The sequence below is a fragment of the Cytobacillus firmus genome (assembly GCF_023715565.1).
In the GTDB taxonomy this organism is placed as follows: Bacteria; Bacillota; Bacilli; order Bacillales; family Cytobacillaceae; genus Cytobacillus; species Cytobacillus firmus_C.
This window is the reverse complement of sequence record NZ_JAMBOJ010000025.1, coordinates 37,082-56,641: the sequence shown is the minus strand read 5'-3', so window position 1 is coordinate 56,641 and position 19,560 is coordinate 37,082. Positions and strand designations below refer to the sequence as shown.

Sequence of the window (19,560 nt, the reverse complement as noted above, 5' to 3'; positions counted from 1 at the left end):
TCGATAAGACTCTAATTATAATTTTAGTGAAATCTATTGCATTTCAAGGTTAATAGTATTATGATATTATCACTTAATAATAAAATATAATCAAATAAACTATAAAGGAGTTGAGTTTACATGCAACCGCCTCATTAGGAGGCACACTTATTTCTATACCTGTTACGTACATTGAAATGGATAGGTTATTTCATGCCTATTCTTAGACAGGGGATAAGTGTGTTTTCTAACAAGGTCGGAGCATGTAGATTCGCTCCTTTTTTGTGTTGTCTAAGACCAGAACGGATATCCATAAGTTATAAGGTTGAATCAGATTTAAATAAACGTAAATTCAAAAAAATAACACCTAAAATCATCAAAACAGTTAGTAAAAATATAAGGAATCAAAGACAAAAAAACAGTGCAAGATTTGTCCCTAATTATTATATAGAAAAATCCTATATATAGAGACAAATCCTGCACAGGAATTTATGGCTAAAAACAATAACAAAAATATAGAGAAAGTGGGTATTAAGGTGGCAAAAAAATGGACACTTGCAAATGCTGTTAAGAAGTTTACTCCGCATCAAATAGACTCGTTGAACAAGAATAAAGGGAATTTGAATAAGCGGCAATTCGACTCTCTTATTAAAGAAATGAAATGCTATTATGAGGTGGTTGAGGAAACGGGTGAAGGTAAAGGTAGAGACCGAATAATTTACACTGATAAGAAGCGAAAAGAAAAGGCTAAGAAAGAAGACGGGCGGCAATTTAATAAAGGACAAGCACCCGTACACTCTATGTATTTAGCACTTATGGTGATGAGTAAGATAGCGGATGTAGACAATAAGCCGAGAACTAGGAATGCTTGGGCGACCTATTTTGGAATTATATCTCCAGCTGAGCAAGACATTATGAATGGCATATTCAGTAAAGAAGCAATGAAACCTTACAAAAAATATATGATTAAATTAGGCATCTTTGAGGATGGAGAAGAGGAGGTACTTCAAGACCTTGCATACACATTAAGGAACGTGAGCAAAGGACAATTATTTACTGTCCTTAACCAAGCTGCTGAAGATAAAATGGGGTTGATTAGGATAATCTCATCATGGCAAGGCAAAGTGAAAAATACGGATACGCCTGTTGATATTGCTACAGTCCTTGCAGAGGAAATAAATAACAGGGAAGACGAGTTACTTAAAAAGTATGGAATTAATAAATCTTATTCACTTATGTTCAAGAATTCTCCCAAAACCAAGGCATTTAATGCTGAGTGGCTTGAATATCTTGAGAATGTGGAAGATGCTGAAGGCAATGCAATGGAATTGCAGTATATTTATGAATTGTTTCAAATCGAAGTTTTACGCAAAAACGTATTTAACGAGTATATTAATGCTCACTATCCTTCTGAGGCGAATTCCTTCAATATGGGTGATAATGAACAGGAATATCATAGCAGGTTGCTTGATTATGTTGTCGAAAATGCTCAAAAGAAACATGACAGTTTAATTAAAAAGTTCGATGAAAAGGTGAGTAAGATTGACGAAGGTATGCAAGAATTGCTGTGGGCATTAGGTATGTCAGAAGAAGAAGCAGCTAAATCCATTCAGCAACAGAGGGAAGAGGATGCTTATATGGGTGAGAAAGAACAATCACCTTATATGGCTTTACTTGAGAGTGATAGATATGTTGATTGTATTAGAAAACTTCATGTCCTATTGCACAGCATGAGTGTTAATGAATGTGAAGAAGTTAAAGCAGAATCACATATGAATGATTTACTTATGAGTCAAGAACTAGAACATTTGCTAGGACTAAAAAACCAAGCGGGGGTAGAAAAAGAGAAAAGAAATCAGAAAGGGACTCTGCATTATAATGAACCGAGCCTCAATGCAAAGGAACAACAAGAAGAACTAACCAAGAAAGAACTAGGTAAACACAAAGATATTCAAGCACCTAAAGATATTGTACAGGATAATCTAGAACTGCAATGCGAAATCCTTGAAGCCAAGCAAAATGTTGAGTCTTCTAAGCACTTCCATGGAGAAGATGAATATGAAGTGGCAATGGCAGATATTAAGGATGAGTTTCGAGAGTATGAAGAAAAATACGGTGAAAAAGCTATGGAACATATGACGCTTGATGCAGTCATTAAGGAATTGACAAGGGTTGATACTGCAGAAGAGATAATAGCTGAATATGAAAATAAGAAGCAAAGAGAAAGGAAGGAATGGGAAAAGCAGTTTGAAGGAGGACATCTTGTAAAAAGGGAACAAACAACAAACAATCCTCTAGAAGTGTTTCATAGGATTAGGAACGGTCGTATAGGTAAGGAGGACTCTTAATTTGAGTCTCTCCATTTTTTTATGTTATATATATTGTGAAAGAATGCACTTAACTAACGGGGCAGGTTAGTTAAAGAAGGACTTATTAATAATATTGATACTGGGAAAATATAGGGGTTGTGAAAAGTTGAATAAAGAACTATTGGATTACATAAAGGTTATTATGAGAGGGTATTAGAGTTATACAATTTAAAAATTTACCAAGAATGAAAGGAATAAAAATGAAGTATTTAAAATCTTATCTAAAAAACGATACGAAGACTATAAAAGCTATAGAAGATTTAATGAAATCAGATAATGAAGAAACCGCACATCGAATAATTATGATTTTGAAAGATGATTCAGCAGTTAATCTAGAAAAAATACAAACGGTTTTACTATGCCAGAAAAGAGATTTTAATTTAACAAGTGGAGTAGTGGCTATCCTTATTGCAGTTATTGCAATTTTGGCACCTTCTTTTGATACGAAATTATCACATTTAAGTCAAATACTTTTATTTATTGGGTTTTCATTTTTTTTATTGAAATTGGTCACTTTCTTAGATAGGTTTCAACATTCTGATTACAATAAAAAAATAGATTACTTAGTATGGCTAATAGAAAAAAATAAATAAACTTGTTGAACTAAAGGGTGCTTATCTTTAACAACAAATCTTAAAGGACTTGGATACATCCCGAGTCCTTCTTCATATATTGGAGCGGATGATTGAACATAGGTCGGAATTCAAGTCATTGTTACACAAACTAATAAAACTGTGATTTCATTAAGTGAAAATAAACTATTTGCTGCAGAGATTTAGAGGTTCAATAATGACTTTGTTAATCATCGCCAAATTCCCATTTTGTAACAATTCTTTTGGTTTGTGGTATAATAATGATAACCTTAACAATAAGGGGGAGTATACATGCAAAAGAAACAACCGATTATTATTGAATTTGATAATACAACAGAAGAACAAGAATTTTTAAATTGGGCATTAAGTCCAGAAAAGGACAATAGTAAAGAAATACTTCGGGCAAGAAATTTAATAAAAAGAAGTAAACGACCCATTGCAATTAAATCAGATGGAAAAACATTAGTAATTGTAAATAGTTTAGGGAAAAAAAGAGTTGTTAAAAATGTTTCAACTATAAAGTCTGAATTAGCAAAAAAAATAAGCGAGAGAGGTATTAGGGGAAATGCAATGGGTATCCATTCGAGAGGTAAGCGAGGCTAGCATTAACAATTTTATGTGTTCAGATGAAGAAAGAGTTGAGGAGTTTTTTAAACATAAAGCAAAAAAATATGATTTTGAAATGCTTGCAAGAACCCACGTTCTTCTTGATGGTGAAGAAGTTATAGTTGGGTTCTTTACCTTGTTTAACGAAGAAGTAGAAGTTGGAGTAAAAAAGGCTGAAAAACTTTCTTTTCAGTTGTACCGTGAATCATTTAATTTATTCCCTGCCGTTCGATTACATTACATAGGTATAGATGATTCATATAGGCTGAAAGGTATAGGGAGGGAAGTGTTTAGCCGTGTATTCAATACAGCTATTAAGATAGCAGAAGTTACTGGGTGTATTTTTATAACAGCAGAGGCAATTAATGATAACATTATTATCATAAATGAACATTATGGATTTAAGACTTTACGTCCCAGACGAATCCCTTCCGAGCCACAATTTATGGCATTAAGAATAAAAGATTTACTTTGATAGTCTACTAGCTAATAAGATTGATTACCATTACATACATCTTGAGTCGAGAAATCGACTTTTTTTAATGAGTAAAACTATTCCATTTCCTAATTTTTGTATGCCTATAGTATAATTGACACAAACAACCTTTCCAGAAAACGGTGATAACAATGAGCAGTAACTTTTCATTTTTTCAAGGGAAATGGGATGTACTTGCTAACTTGGGTGAAACTGCTGAGAAAAATGTATATCACGACCCCCATACAACGATAATGAAATTGCGTTTGTTTGCAGAGACAATAACTAAATTTATTCTTGCCTCTGAGAGCATTAAGGAAGCATACGGTACTACACAAGTAGACCGTATTAATACATTACGTCGAGAAGGCTTACTCGAGCCAGAATTAATTGATATATTTGAAACCCTACGTCGCAAGGGAAATCTAGCGATGCACGAAGCAGGTTATGGAAAAACAGAAGAAGCAAAAGCTTTATTGCAATTGACTTTCCGCTTGTCTATTTGGTTTATGGAGGTATATGGTGATTGGGACTTTCAAGCACCAAAATATATAGAACCTCAGGAACAATCAAAACAGAGTACAGAAAGACTTCAACAAGAATATGAGGAAAAAGTCAAAAAGCTTGAAGAGGAATTAAAGACAATCCGTCAGCAAGCAGAAGTAGAACAAACAGATGTAAAAGTCGAGCGTAAAAAAATATCCAAAAACTTTATGCGTCGACAGCAATTAACAGAGGCTGAAACACGTACCATTATCGATGAAAAACTGCGTGCTGTGGGTTGGGAAGCAGATACAAATGTACTAAATCATCAAAAGAACGGTACACATCCAGAGAAAAATCGAAACATGGCGATTGCAGAGTGGAAGGTTGATGGCGGCAGGGTTGACTATGCGTTATTTATTGGTCTGAAGCTTGTTGGCTTTATCGAAGCAAAAGCAAAAAAGAAAACGATTCCTGGTGCATTAGAAAGCCAAACAAAAGTTTATGCAAAAAGTGTAGTGCAGATTGAAGATGAAGTTATTACACCCACAACAGGTGAATACCAATTGCCATTTTTATACGCAACGAATGGTCGACCGTACTTGAGACAACTTCAAGAAGAGTCGGGCATCTGGTTTTGGGATTCACGCAAACCATTAGAACATGCTCGCCCATTAGAAGGGTGGCACTCACCTGACGACTTGCAGCTTCTTCTTAGTCAAGATGATAAAGACGCAGATAAACGATTAGAAAAAGAGGATATTACCAAGTTTGGCTTGCGACACTATCAGCAAAAAGCTGTAATTGCCGCTGAAGAGGGATTAAAAGAAGGACAAAGAAGAATGCTCATTGCGATGGCAACAGGAACTGGAAAAACTCGTACAGCCATTGCTCTTATGTATCGCTTAATCAAGTCAAAAAAATGTCGTCGTATTCTTTTCCTAGTTGACCGTAATTCGTTAGGAAAACAGACAGAGGATGCACTTAAGGATACTAAAATTGAAGGCTACTCATTTGCTGATATATACGATGTAAAGTCTTTAGAAGACATATCTCCAGAAGTTGAAACCAAGGTGCATATTGCGACCGTACAAGGAATGGTTCGGAGACTTTTCTATAGCGATAATGAAAAGCTACCAAGTGTAGGACAGTATGATTTTATCATTGTAGATGAGGCGCATCGTGGCTATACAAGTGATAGAGAAATGTCAGAAGAAGAGTTAGAGTTCCGTGACCAAAATGATTATATTAGTCAATACCGACGTGTAATTGATTATTTTGATGCAGCCTGTTTAGGGCTTACTGCAACACCCGCTCTTCATACAACTGAAATTTTTGGTATGCCTATTTTTAAGTATTCTTATAGTGAAGCGGTTCTGGATGGTTATTTAGTTGACCATGAGCCACCTTATTTATTTAAAACAGAACTATCTCAGGTTGGAATTACGTTTCAAAAAAACGAAGAAGTAGAAATGTATGACGTTGATAAAGGTGAGATTCAACTAGAGAAGATGGAAGATACTGTACACTTTGAAGTGGAGCAGTTTAATAAAAGAGTTATTACTGAACCTTTTAATCGAGCGGTTCTAAATAAGCTAGTTGAATACATTGACCCAACAGGAAATGAAAAGACTCTTATATTTACAGCCACAGACCAACATGCGGATTTGGTTGTTCGCTTATTAAAGGAAGCATTCAAAGAACGTGGCGATGAAATTGAAGATGATGCCATTATGAAAATTACTGGCTATATCTACAAACCATTAGATGCAATTAAAAGGTTTAAAAACGAACGGCTGCCAAACGTTGTTGTAACCGTTGATTTACTCACCACAGGCATTGACGTTCCACCAATAACAAACCTGGTATTTTTACGACGAATACAATCTCGTATTCTTTATGACCAAATGCTTGGACGTGCGACTCGTCTTTGTACAGACATTGGAAAGACACACTTTAACATTTATGATGCTGTTGGTATTTACGACAAACTACAAATTTATACGGAGATGAAACCTGTTGTAAAGAAACAAAATTACAGTATCGGTGAACTGTATGAATCGCTTGCCAATGCTGCCACAGAAACCGAAGCTTCTTTTTATCGTGACCAATTAGTAGCTAAAATCCAGCGTCGTAAGCAAAGACTGGATGAAGAAGGAAGGCAGAAATTTGAAGAACTTTCGAATGGGAAAAATATTGATGAGTGGGCGAAGGAAATTCAGTCGTATACTCCCCAAAAAGCGAAGCAACATAATATGCTATTTGAATATATGGGAACATATCGGGTAAAAGGCGAGAAACGATATATCTCCTACAAAGATGATGAAGTAACGGATGTGGTTCGGGGATACGGTGAAGGAAACAAGCGTCCAGAAGATTATTTAGATGGATTTGTTCGTTTTATCCAAGAAAATATTAACGAAATTCCCGCTCTTCATCTTATTTGTACACGACCCAAGGATTTAACAAGGCAGGATTTAAGAGAACTTATTACCATTCTAGAAACAAAAGGGTTTAAGCAATCTCATTTGCAAACAGCATGGAAACAGACAAAAAATGAAGACATTGCAGCAGATATTATTAGCTTTATTCGCCAAGCTGCATTAGGTGAAGTACTCGTTGACCATGAAACACGTATTAAACAGGCGATGCAAAAAGTGTATTCACTGCATGATTGGACTCCAAGACAGAAGAAATGGTTAGAGAGAATTGAAAAACAATTACTTCAAGTACCAGTACTAGCACCAACTGCAGAAGAGGCATTCTCGGAAGAACCATTTAAAACTTCTGGTGGCTACAAATTGCTAAAACGTGAGTTCGGAGACTATATTGATACGGTTGTTACTACCATAAATGAGAACCTATATATTAGTTAACATTGTGCCTCTTCATAGGGGCATTTTTTAAGTTATAATAGATAAGTTACATTGGCTTTGATTTTCGCTTTAATGAGGTTTAAATGAGGAAACCAAAATTAAAATATACTCGGGGCTAGCAGGAGGCTGAAAAATGAACAACCAAGAAATCGTTCAAAAACTATGGAATCTATGTAATGTGTTGCGTGATGACGGAATTACCTATCAACAATATGTAACAGAATTAACCTATTTATTATTTCTAAAAATGATGAAGGAACAAGAAACAGAAGGAGTTATTCCAGAAGGTTATCGTTGGGATGATTTGTTAGATAAAGAAGGTTTAGAATTAAAGACATTTTATCAGCGGCTATTACTTGACTTAGGAAGCAGTGAAAATGAACAACTACGACTAATTTACAGTGATGCGTCTACAAGTATTGGAGAACCAAAAAACTTAGAGAAAATAATTAAATCGATTGATGCACTTGATTGGTATAATGCAAAAGAAGAAGGACTTGGGAATCTTTATGAGGGGCTACTAGAGAAGAACGCAAGTGAAAAGAAATCTGGAGCGGGACAATATTTCACACCTCGTGTACTTATTGACGTAATGGTACAACTTATCGACCCGAAAGTTGGAGAACGATGTAATGACCCTGCCTGTGGAACATTTGGTTTCATGATTGCGGCAGACCAATATTTAAAAAACAAAACAGATGACTATTTTGACCTCGACCCACAAGAAGCTGAATTCCAAAAGAAAGAAGCCTTTACAGGAATGGAACTGGTAAAAGACACACATCGTCTTGCATTAATGAATGCTTTACTTCACAACATGGAAGGACGTTTGGAACAAGGAGATTCTTTGTCTGGGAATGGGAAATGGATGAAGAACTTTGATGTTATCTTAACGAATCCACCATTCGGTACAAAAAAGGCGGGGAACGTGTTTCTCGTGATGATTTAACGTTTGAAACATCGAATAAACAGTTAAATTTCTTGCAGTTGATTTATAACGCTTTAAAAGATGATGGAAACACCCGTGCAGCGGTTGTACTGCCCGATAATGTGTTGTTTGAAGGTGGTGTTGGTTCGCAAATTCGTCGTGACCTAATGAATAAATGCAACTTACATACGATTTTACGATTACCAACAGGGATTTTTTATGCCCAAAGTGTGAAAACAAACGTCTTATTCTTCACAAGAGGAACAACAGACCAAGATAACACGAAAGATGTATGGGTCTATGACCTTCGAACAAACATGCCTTCATTTGGGAAACGTAATCAGTTAACTATGAATCATTTTGAAAAATTCATGAAAGCATACGTTGCGGAAGACCGTTCGAAAGTGGAAGATGTGCGTTGGAATTTGTTTACACGAGAAGAAATTGCAAAGAAGAATGACAGCTTAGATATCGGATTGATTGCAGATGAATCATTATCCTCATATGAAAATTTACCAGACCCGATTGAATCAGCAGAAGAAGCGATTGCAAAACTTCAACAGGCAATGGATTTATTAAATGAAGTAGTTGAAGAACTACGTGCGGTTGAAGGTGACGAGGTGGTCATAAAATGAGTAAGAAAAAAAAGACCATTGAGGAATTGTTGAAAGAAACTTTAGTTTCACAGGAAGAACAGCCGTATGAAGTGCCGAAAAACTGGGTGTGGACTAGAGTTGAAAATGCTATTAAACCGATGGAAACTAGAGACCCTAAGAGATTAGATGGGGAAGTTTTCCATTATATAGATGTTGATGCAATAGATAATAAAAAACAATCGGTTAGACAAGTAAAGGAAGTAGAAATAACTCTTGCACCTAGTAGAGCAAAAAGAAAAGTTTCAAAGAATGATGTGATTATATCACTAGTAAGACCGTATTTAAAAAATATAGCACATATCGATATAGATGATAATAAACTGGTGGTGTCTACGGCTTTTTATGTTTGTACACCTAAAGAAATATTAAATTCAAATTTTTTGTATAGCTATCTATGCTCTAATTATGTTACTCAATATCTGATTGACCATACAAGGGGAGATAATTCCCCTTCAGTTCGAAGTACAGACTATGAAAGGATGCCACTTCCTCTCCCTCCTGTGAATGAACAAAAACGGATTGTCGAGAAAGTGGAGCGTCTTTTAAGTAAACTTGAGGAAGCAAAGCTGTTGATTAAGGAAGCGAAGGGAACGTTTAAACTTCGTCGAGCAGCTATTTTAGATAAGGCGTTTCGTGGGGAAATAACAGATAGTGCTGGTGTATTAAATCAAATAGACGAACAACCTTACGTAATACCTGATAAATGGGAATGGAAAAGGTTCAAGGATGTAGCACATGTTTGTTCTAACCTAGTGGAACCTAAACAATACTTAAATCTTCCTCATATTGCTCCAGATAATATTGAAAAAGGAACAGGACGGTTGTTGGACTACCAAACAATTGAGGAATCAAAAGTTAAAAGTCCAAAACATTACTTTTACAGAGGGCAAATATTGTATTCTAAAATTCGGCCATATTTATCTAAAGTAACGTTAGCTGAATTTGATGGCTTATGTAGTGCGGATATGTATCCGATAGAAACCAATATAGATATAAAATATCTATATTGGTACATGCTTTCTCCATTTTTTGTTGAAAAAGCTTCTACAGCAGGTTCTAGGTCTGTACTACCTAAAATAAATCAAAAAGAATTAAGTAGCATCCCTGTTCCAGTTCCACCTATTGAAACACAAAGGGAAATAGTAAGTTTTATAGAAAGGACGTTATCACAAGAAAATCATACTATAGGATTTGTCGATAATGCGATTGAGATTATGGAAAAACTTGAACAATCTATCCTTTCTAAAGCTTTCCGAGGTGAACTTGAAACAAATAACCCAAGTGATGAAATTGCGATTGAATTGCTCAAAGAAGTACTCCAAGAACAAGTGAAATAGTTATAAGAAGGCCTCCAAATTAATTGGGTGCTTTTTCTTCTGGTTGTCCTTATATTATGTCTTTTGAGATTTAAAGCATAGTCATTCACACTCGTTTACTGTAAAATATCCGATACAACTCAAATAATGGACTCGAATTAGAGCGGTAAAGTGATAAAACGTAAAAGTGATACACTAATGTTGTTCGACACGAATCATCGAAATGGAATATGTAACCTAAATCAATACATCATCCGTAATCCTTTAAAAACGTGACCTTGTTTAAGATATGACTTAAGGTGCAAATACTTGAAAGTTATTGCACCTTTTTAGTGACCTTGCTATAATAGGCTTCAATCAGTGCAATAACTTAGTGCAATAAGTGCTTGGAGAAAGGTGAGGGAATAGAGTGAAATATGGATACGCAAGGGTCTCAACAATAGCACAAGATTTAGATGTTCAAATCCAAGCGTTAAAAGCGGAAGGATGCCAGGTGATACATAAAGAGAAGTTCACAGGTACTAAAACAGATAGACCTGAGTTCAACAAGGTGCTTGAGGCTTTACAAGAAGGGGACACATTAGTCGTAACAAAATTAGATAGATTTGCTAGGTCAGCAGTTGAAGGTATTCAAACAGTTAAGGCTCTATTTGCAAGAGGCGTAAAGGTTCACATCCTTAATATGGGACTAGTAGAAAACACTCCAACAGGTAGGTTGATTTTCAATATACTTAGTTCATTTGCAGAATTTGAACGAGATATGATTGTAGAACGTACTCAAGAAGGTAAAGCGTTGGCTAAGCAACGAGATGATTTTAGAGAAGGTAGACCTAGAAAACACACAAAGGCTCAAGTATTGCATGCTCTAGAACTTCTCAAAATCCATACATACAAAGAAGTTGAAGAAATGACGGGAATAAAGAAACGCACACTGATTAACAGAAAGAATGAATTAGAAGCAAAGCGATTGCAAGAGACTCTCTAGAGGGTCTCTTTCTTTATATTGAGGATATGGGGGTATATTTCCACATTTTCAGTAGGGTATTGAGCGGGGTAGACCCATAGTCGGTTCATCCACACACCATGTATTGTTTTTACTTCCGATGCACTATTAAAGTTCAAATTTTTGCAAATTTTGTGATATAATAGTAGATTGCTAAGGTAGATTCACTATGAATTATAAGGTGGCGATAACTTGAATCTTAATCATAAAATCAAAAAAAGAAAAAAGGCACTTGAGACAATTAATGAACTTGTGAACAATGCTTCACATCTGTTATTAATACATTATTCTTGTGAAAGCTTTTATAATGTTCCCAGCGGTTATACACCGAGGGTTACTTCAATAGCAGTAAGGTATTATAATACAGCACAAACAAAATCGTTTGCTATTCATAAAATAGCTGAAATAAAAAAAATACCATTCGAGGACATTAAACAAAACTATGATGAACTTGAAAGAGAAATGTTAAAAGAGTTTTTTCAGTTTGTTAAGAAGCATAAATCCTATACTTGGATTCACTGGAATATGAGGGATTTGAACTTTGGATTTGAAGCAATTGAAAATAGATATAGGGTTTTAGGAGGAAGACCCGAAACAATAGACGATGAAAAAAAGTATGACTTGGCAAGATTACTTATTGATATTTATGGTGTAGGTTATATCGGTCATCCAAGGTTAGAAAAACTAATTGAAAAAAATAAAATCTCACATAGAGATTTTTTGGATGGACAATCCGAAGCTGCAGCATTTGCTAATAAAGAATATGTAAAACTGCACATGTCAACTCTAAAGAAAGTTGATGTTTTTCATTCCATTTTAGATAAAGTAGCATCAGGAAATCTAAAAACAAATGCTAAATGGCATGAACCTTATGGATTATCTCCTCAGGGTGTTTATGAAGCCATTAAGGACCACTGGCTTTACGCTATTGTTATGCTGCTTTTGGGGGCAATTGTAGGGGCAGTCGTATCTAACATAATAAGTTGAGTAAATATTATGGGGGATTAATATGTTTGAAGAATTGTATAAAGAGTATGGTTTACGAAAGGAGAACATATGTCAGGGATTAAATTCTATTCTGAGTATGATATAGCTTGTGGTTGGGAACTAGAAAAAATAGTAGAAAAAGTTAATAATGAGGCTATTGATTCTGAATGGGGTATCACTGATTTATTAGAATTTCATAATGTTTTAAAATACATAAACATTAAAAGGTTTAGTGACCATATTGTACAAGAGACAAGTATTGATATAAAAACTTATGAGAAGAAAATAAAGAAAAAAATCGGCATCTTCGTAGGCCGTCACAAGGATGACTTCCTCAACCTATATGATGAAATTGACTTTGATAACACAGATGACTTCTTTGAAGTTTTTGAAGGTTACAAGTTATATCAAAGAATTGAAATTGATAATTTTAGACGATTTCTTGAAAAGGAAAATGTACACATTTATACAGTACTCAAGTTTAAGAGACTGACTGAGTATTTTAATGCAGCAATAAAAGGCGTGTTATTATCTGACTCTAGGAATGCAGAAACAATTCTGTCAAAGTATTTAAAAGAGAATAATTTATACTTGCCACCATCTTTAAATGAAACAGATATATTAAGTTTGATTGATGAATATATAGACTCACCACTAGTTCATATAAATGTATTGAGAAAAATCATTAATTTTCCAACAAACAAGGGGTTAAGTATACCTGATAAAATCAAGTTGCATGCCAAGAGGAAGGCAAAAAAAGAGGAAGAAAAAATCTTTAATAACGAAACAGGTATTGAATCGGGAGTAATGATTTCTTATCCGAACGACCAAGATGAAGCCATATTATTTACTATGGATGGTACAACTGCAGACATCAAGGTAAGTCGAAAGTGGATAGAAGAAAATACTGATTATCCTACACTTTGGAATAATTTTATTCATCTATTTGGATTTGTTGATGGAAATATGAGAGTAGAATTCGATTCTAAAAAAAGTGAATGTTCTGCTCTAGAGTCAGTAATTAGACCACAAGCAGAACACTTGTATTACCAATCATCCTCTTTTTATTTCAAAGAAATGTTGTCTAATGCTGAGATACATAGTTATGTTAATGTGCTAAATATTCTTGGTATAAGATTGGAAGAAATGATTGAATGGTTTTTTGATGTTTATGTGAAAGAAGAATTTCAAATTAATGATTTTATAGTTAAAATGCCGTCGAGTGAAGCATCATATTTCGAAAAGTGTAGAACTATTCTCCCTGAGATAGATAGAGTTTTTAAACAGTATAATACTTTAATTGAAGATGGGATGATAGACCAAGAATTAATTCAAATGTCATCTTCAAGTTTTAAAATTAAAGATATTAAGTCGTTTAATAAAAAAAAGTATGTTTACTCTTCTAGTGACTGGTATAAAACAGCTTCATTCTTATTGTTTTCTGACCAGAGTGGCATATTCTATTTACCAAATAAAGATGGAAAATATAAGAATTTTTTCAAATTGATGATTTCTAAAAAATTAACTAAAAGTGATTTTCAAGAGTATCAATTGAGAAGAATGCAATGGTTATTTGATAATAACTTAATCAGTGAAAGTAACATGGGCTACTTAGAGTTTGTTGACCGAAGAGTCATATATGTTCTTAAGGAACTATATTATAAAGAAGTAATGAGTTATTGGCATTATCCTGAGGATATACAACTGTTGTTAGAGGAGTTAAGTACTTGCAATCTTGTTGATTTTGAGACCAGTCTGTTTTCAAGAAATGAACAAGATTATCTAGATTATTATCTCAATAAATCAAAATTTACCAATGGTCATGATATCCGAAATAAGTATTTACATGGAACAAATACTAATGATGAGGAACAATACGAGATAGATTATTACTTGATTCTTAAACTGTTTGTCATTATCGTCATTAAAATAAATGATGACTTGTGTATAAAAGAGAATGGTGCTAATACTTGAAATGGCAAGGACCTAATTCATAACTAGTTTGAGAAAGATATTGATAATAAACATCCTATCTCTCTTAGTGAAAGTAGGATTTTTTACTTTAGTGGAAAAGTTGATATAAACGTGGTAAAATGAACCGTGTGAACCGATGTGAGGACCGTGCGAATGGTCGAAAAAAACCGTCGGAGTGGTACGGATAAACATTGATATATCAACATTTGGACGGGGCTGATTGGGGTGCTGGTGCCCTCCACGGTCTTCAAAACCGCTTGTGACCTGCGTGCCAGGTTAGCTGGGTTCGATTCCCAGGCGGTCCCGCCAACTATACATATGATTTCCGCATAGTGGAATGCTGTGCGGCTTTTTTGTGCTATTCATATATTCTTTTTAGACAATCAAAAAATAATTGTTTCTGTTTCTATGTATTGTGAGGCAATAGTGATGATAGACTGAAGATAGTTAAGCTTAAGCACCAAAGGTTATTAAATTAGGAGGAAATTTAACAATGGATAATAATGATATATTAATTCGATTGAGATATGCGTTAGAAATCAAAAATAGTGAAATGGCAGAGATCTTTAAACTTGGAGGAGAGGAAGTGTCCGTACCAGAGGTGGTAAGGATCCTCAAAAAGTCTGATGATGAAGAAGAAAATGACAGCCAAATAAAATTGACAAATAGTATGTTAAATTCTTTTTTAAATGGCTTTATTATCTATAAAAGAGGCAGACAGGAGCCGAAACAAGGTCAAACAAATACGCAAGAATCCACCATTGAAAATTATTCGAACATAAATAATATCCTTTTAAAGAAAATCAAAATCGCCTTGTCCTTAACGACAGAGGACATGTTAGATGTATTCAAAAAGGCTGGATTAAATGTATCAAAAGGTGAGCTCGGAGCTTTTTTGAGAAAAGAAGGCCATAAAAATTATAAAGTTTGCTTAGATAATTTTGCCAGAAACTTCCTAAAAGGACTAACGATCAAATATAGGGGATAAGGTAAGGCAGGATAGTAATAAGAAATCTAAGTAATTAAATGTTTCCTGATCCATAAAAAACCGAGCCTCATAAATAATGGAGGCTCGGTTTTAGGAAATGAAATCCTAGTCGCTAGTCATCTGCAGAAATCTTTTCTCTGCTATTCCTCATTTTCCTTATATAAATCAACAACACCTTCAGCCATCTCCCTCACACTTTTCCTAAGGAAAACGGGGTGTACAATCTTTATCTGGTTACCGAACCCTAGTATATACTCTCTAGCCTCTTGCTCAGTATCGAAGCTAAAAGTTACAGGAATCCATCCATTTTCCTTAAGCGAATCCATGTGAAGTACTTGAACAAATCGACCGGTAAAATTAATCCGCTGAAGAATGGCTGGTGAAATCTCTGCGTCCACCTCAAATCTAGGCAGGCTGCTAATAAATCTTTGCTTCGATTCCTGCCAATAATCTGCGAGATCAAAGTTATTCGGCCAGCTGAAATTCTCATTAATCAGCTTGGCATCAACTATTCTTGAGATACGGTAGGTTTTTATCTTTTCATCAGACGCAGCTACTAGATACCATGTGTTCCCTTTGGCGACCAGACCTAACGGTTCAACTGTTCTTTCGCTTGTCTGTTTATCTGCATTTTCGTAATGAATATGAAGTTTTTTCTCCTCCCATACGGCCTGCTGTAATATTCCCAAAGACTTCATTTCCTGTGGGGTTTGCCTCCACGTGCCGGTATCAATATGAATCCGGTTGGAGATATCTATTACATCCTCTTTCATTGGAGCAGGAATAGCCGCAAGGAGTTTCTGGCGTGCTTCTTTCCATTCATTGCTAATGCCAAGGTCTGCAAGATGCTGGGAGGAGGGGGAGAGAAGCAGTGACTTAATTTCTGCAGCTTTTAACCCGGTAAGATTTGTTCTGTAATTCTCAAGCAATTTCCAGCCTCCGAATTTTCCGCGTTCAGCCAGGACTGGGATGCCGGCAGCGCTTAAGGCTTCCATATCCCGGTGAATGGTCCGCTCTGTTACTTCCAATTCTTTTGCCAATTCCCTCGTGGTCATTCGTTCGTTATTTTGAAGCAATAAAATGATGGCAATGAGTCTGTCTGCACGCAATTTGTTCACTCCTGATAAAAAAGTTTTAAATATGACAATGGATGTCAACATTAATGATTATAGTATAGATATAACATAAAAGGAGGAAGATCGGAATGAATTCATTAAAAGGGAAGGTGGCGCTGGTTGCCGGAGGAACACGGGGAGCTGGCCGAGGCATCGCCATGGAGCTCGGTGCTGCAGGTGCGACAGTGTATATTACAGGCCGAACAACACGAAACCAAACGTCGGAATATGGACGCAAGGAAACCATTGAAGAAACGGCTGAATTAGTCAATGAGCTGGGCGGAACTGGAATAGCTGTTCAAGTGGATCATCTTATACCGAATCAGGTGCAGTCATTGATAGAAAAGATTGAGAGAGAACAAGGCAGGCTGGATATCCTGGTTAATGATATATGGGGAGGAGAAAATTTGATTGAATGGGACATTCCTGTCTGGGAACATTCACTGGAAAAAGGAATGAGAATGCTTCGTCTGGCGATTGATACACATATTATCACAAGTCATTATGCCCTTCCGCTTCTAATCAAAAATAAAGGCGGATTAGTAGTCGAAGTAACAGACGGAACAGAAGACTATAATCAAGATCGCTACCGGGTGTCGATGTTTTATGATCTGGCCAAAAGTTCAGTCATCCGATTGGCAAAAGTTTTGGCCCATGAACTTTTACCTTATGAGTGCACCGCAGTTACTGTTTCACCCGGATGGATGCGTTCAGAAATTATGCTTGAGGTGTTTGGGGTCACAGAGGAGAATTGGATGGATGCCACAGAAAAGGAGCCTCATTTTGTGATATCTGAAACACCAAGATATATAGGACGAGCAATTAGTGCCATGGCAAAAGATCCTGATAAAAAACGATTGAACGGCGGATCCTTTTCAAGCGGGGAGCTGGCGAAAATGTATCATTTTTATGATCTGGATGGTTCTCAGCCGGAGGCTTTCAGATATCTGATTGAGGTCCAGGAGGCGGGGAAGCCTGCCAATGCTGAAGGGTATAGATAACTTTTCTTTGTCAAAACTCCTTTGCAGAACTCTGCAAAAGGAGTTTTTTATATGTTAAAAGCACCTTGATTTAGGTATCCAAATTTTGGTGAATAATACCACATTAAACGTTATAATAAAATTAAGTACATATTACTAGGTATATAAAGGGGCGAATGCTCTTGCTCATCTCATCAAAAATTAAACCCTCTTTACCCGGGACGATAAGTATAAAAGGAATAGAATCGGTTGTTGAATGGTTCGATCAGCAACAGAGATCCCTCTATATACTCGGCTGGTCTTATCTGGGGAACCAGCTCAAAATTGAGGAGCTTTTTTATCGTGTCATTTTACAGGTGCATAAGGAGCTGCCAAAGTTTAAGAACAGCACATCTTTTGAACTGCGGATTATATCTATTTTTATACGTATCTGCCGGGAGCTTTCTATTAAAAAGAGTTTGAAAGCTTCAGAGGAAAGTGTATTTCAAGCACTTCAACAGTTAAATGAACAGGAAAGAGAAGTGCTGGTCTTAACCTATTTTAAAGGAATCTCCATAGAGGAAACTGCACAGCTTCTCCAATTGTCATCTGAACAGATAAAGGAGTTACTATTTTCAGGATTTCAATTACTCAGAAAAGGTTTGGGAAACGGAGTGCACTATCAGGGGTGCAATGAGTACCAAAAGCTTTACGTGGATTACCTGGAAAGAAAACTGGAACGGCCGCGGAAAATCGATTTTGAAATGCATATTTATCATTGTCAAAACTGCCAGGATGACCTGGCATCTCTGCAGGAAATCATATTGAACTACTCTGAATACATTGAGACATTCAGAGTACCTGCAGGATTCATGGAAAACGTAAAAGAACGAGTCTCACAAAGGAAAAATTCTATTAAGTTGAAAAAGAAGAAAAGCAAAAGAATCGGATTTATTTCAGCAAGTGTCTTCGTCGTATTTTTGTGCACAGGATACTTTAGCGGGTTTTTTTCAAAAATCTATTACTCATTGACTGAAGAAAATCAGGAGCTGCGCATTTTTCTTCAGGAGGATTTAGGTGAAAGGCTTGGGCTGGAAGCTGAAAGCAATGGGGTTAAAATAAAGATTAAGAGTGTGATTGCGGATGAGATTCAAACTCTTATCTTTTATGAAATAGAAGATACCAATGACAACAATCAATATATGATTAACATTGATGATGGCTTTTTTATTAAGGACGAAATGAAAATAATGGTGACAAATACTTATCCGAGGTACTTTCCACCTGATATGGAACTAGATCTTAATAATAAGGAAAAGAACCTTTATCATGGGAAAATGAGTCTGAGGCCGCTGAAAGAAAATGAAGAGACCATTCATCTCAATATTAATAAGGTTATGAAATTAAAACGAAACTCTTCAGATGCATATGTGAATTTGGTGCCCGAGGAAGGGGAATGGAAATTTGAAATTCCTGTAACAAAAAAACCTTCTGTGGAGTATGCATTGGATGAAGAAGTTGAAATTGAAGGGGTAGCAGTCTTGATTGATAAACTAATCCTTGCTCCAACAGGGACAATTCTGCAATATGGCCTCAAAAATGAACACCCTGAAAAGCGGATCGACATGATCAATTTTAAAAATTTGGAAATTAACAATAAAGTAGCTGAAAATGATTTATACGGGAATTCATACGTGAATGCACAGAATGATTTGAGATGGAGCAAGTTTCAGACGCATTTTAAACCTCTATTTGAAAAAGAAACCGACGAAGTCAAAGTCCGATTCGATAGTGTTTATTTGTCAATTACAGACAATAAAACTATTGCCCTTGATGCTTCGAAGAAATATCCGCAAACCTTTGAATATGCGGGAAGTACCATTTCCATTGATAAGGTTGAAATCGGTCAGCCTAGCGTAGTGGTCATAAGTAATCATGAAATTAAGAATCGTGCGTATGAATCACTTAATTTTAATATTATGACTGAGGAAGGAAATATTTCAATGGAAGGAGATTATAAAGGAGTTATCGTTGATAAAAATGGAAAAGAATACGATATGAATAAAACATCTTTCATTTACGAAGAGCTTGAACAGCCTCGTCATTTCTTTACAGTCCAGAGTTTTAAGATACATGGGGATAAAGTAGTTCCGAAGAGTCTGGATATATACGGATATAATACAACTAAATTTTTGGATAATGAAGTAGAGTTAGATACTGAGTTGATCGTAAAAGAAGAAGCAGGAATCTGAT

At 35.6% G+C, this 19,560-nt stretch carries 13 protein-coding genes, 1 tRNA gene and 1 pseudogene; 14 read left to right on the top strand and 1 reads right to left on the bottom strand.

What is annotated here, in order from left to right:
* Positions 1–470: 470 nt before the first annotated feature.
* The 12 genes and pseudogenes from M3205_RS12020 to M3205_RS11965 all read left to right on the top strand — a co-directional run bounded on the left by M3205_RS12020 (position 471) and on the right by M3205_RS11965 (position 15,233).
* A complete protein-coding gene (locus M3205_RS12020; RefSeq protein ID WP_251170123.1) occupies positions 471–2,327 on the top strand; it encodes a hypothetical protein in 1,857 nt (618 codons plus the stop codon).
* A 206-nt stretch (positions 2,328–2,533) separates the two neighbouring features.
* Positions 2,534–2,941: a hypothetical protein gene (locus M3205_RS12015; protein ID WP_251170122.1), complete on the top strand. Its 408-nt coding sequence runs from the start codon at positions 2,534–2,536 to the stop codon at positions 2,939–2,941.
* A 291-nt stretch (positions 2,942–3,232) separates the two neighbouring features.
* On the top strand, positions 3,233–3,544 hold the full coding sequence (locus tag M3205_RS12010) for a hypothetical protein (protein ID WP_251170121.1): 312 nt from the start codon (positions 3,233–3,235) through the stop codon (positions 3,542–3,544).
* Positions 3,507–4,022 (top strand): hypothetical protein, encoded by a 516-nt coding sequence (locus tag M3205_RS12005; protein ID WP_251170120.1) that lies wholly within the window; start codon positions 3,507–3,509, stop codon positions 4,020–4,022. The genes M3205_RS12010 and M3205_RS12005 overlap by 38 nt, the downstream gene beginning before the upstream one ends.
* 152 nt (positions 4,023–4,174) lie before the next feature.
* The gene (gene hsdR, locus M3205_RS12000) at positions 4,175–7,381 is read left to right on the top strand and encodes a type I restriction-modification system endonuclease (RefSeq protein ID WP_251170119.1); all 3,207 of its coding nucleotides are present in this window, start codon (positions 4,175–4,177) and stop codon (positions 7,379–7,381) included.
* Between the two features lie 133 nt (positions 7,382–7,514).
* Positions 7,515–8,944 (top strand): annotated as a pseudogene (locus M3205_RS11995) (class I SAM-dependent DNA methyltransferase).
* On the top strand, positions 8,941–10,302 hold the full coding sequence (locus M3205_RS11990) for a restriction endonuclease subunit S (RefSeq protein WP_251170118.1): 1,362 nt from the start codon (positions 8,941–8,943) through the stop codon (positions 10,300–10,302). The pseudogene M3205_RS11995 and the gene M3205_RS11990 overlap by 4 nt, the downstream one beginning before the upstream one ends.
* A gap of 388 nt (positions 10,303–10,690) precedes the next feature.
* The gene (locus M3205_RS11985; RefSeq protein WP_251170117.1) at positions 10,691–11,266 is read left to right on the top strand and encodes a recombinase family protein; all 576 of its coding nucleotides are present in this window, start codon (positions 10,691–10,693) and stop codon (positions 11,264–11,266) included.
* A 210-nt stretch (positions 11,267–11,476) separates the two neighbouring features.
* Entirely contained in the window at positions 11,477–12,271 is a 795-nt protein-coding gene (locus M3205_RS11980; protein ID WP_251170116.1) for a hypothetical protein, read from the top strand.
* A gap of 69 nt (positions 12,272–12,340) precedes the next feature.
* Positions 12,341–14,245 (top strand): hypothetical protein, encoded by a 1,905-nt coding sequence (locus tag M3205_RS11975; RefSeq protein WP_251170115.1) that lies wholly within the window; start codon positions 12,341–12,343, stop codon positions 14,243–14,245.
* Positions 14,246–14,457: 212 nt separating this feature from the next.
* Positions 14,458–14,554 (top strand) — tRNA-Sec (locus tag M3205_RS11970).
* 184 nt (positions 14,555–14,738) lie between these two features.
* A complete protein-coding gene (locus M3205_RS11965; protein ID WP_251170114.1) occupies positions 14,739–15,233 on the top strand; it encodes a YehS family protein in 495 nt (164 codons plus the stop codon).
* A gap of 140 nt (positions 15,234–15,373) precedes the next feature.
* Here the strand turns inward: M3205_RS11965 and M3205_RS11960 are convergent, their stop codons facing one another.
* Positions 15,374–16,342 (bottom strand): helix-turn-helix transcriptional regulator, encoded by a 969-nt coding sequence (locus M3205_RS11960; RefSeq protein WP_251170113.1) that lies wholly within the window; start codon positions 16,340–16,342, stop codon positions 15,374–15,376.
* A 95-nt stretch (positions 16,343–16,437) separates the two neighbouring features.
* On the opposite strand from M3205_RS11960, the gene M3205_RS11955 reads away from it, so the two are divergent.
* Positions 16,438–17,349, top strand: coding sequence for an SDR family oxidoreductase (locus tag M3205_RS11955; protein ID WP_251170112.1), 912 nt, complete (start codon positions 16,438–16,440; stop codon positions 17,347–17,349).
* Between the two features lie 155 nt (positions 17,350–17,504).
* A complete protein-coding gene (locus M3205_RS11950; RefSeq protein WP_251170111.1) occupies positions 17,505–19,559 on the top strand; it encodes a DUF4179 domain-containing protein in 2,055 nt (684 codons plus the stop codon).
* The last annotated feature ends 1 nt before the right edge of the window (position 19,560 follow it).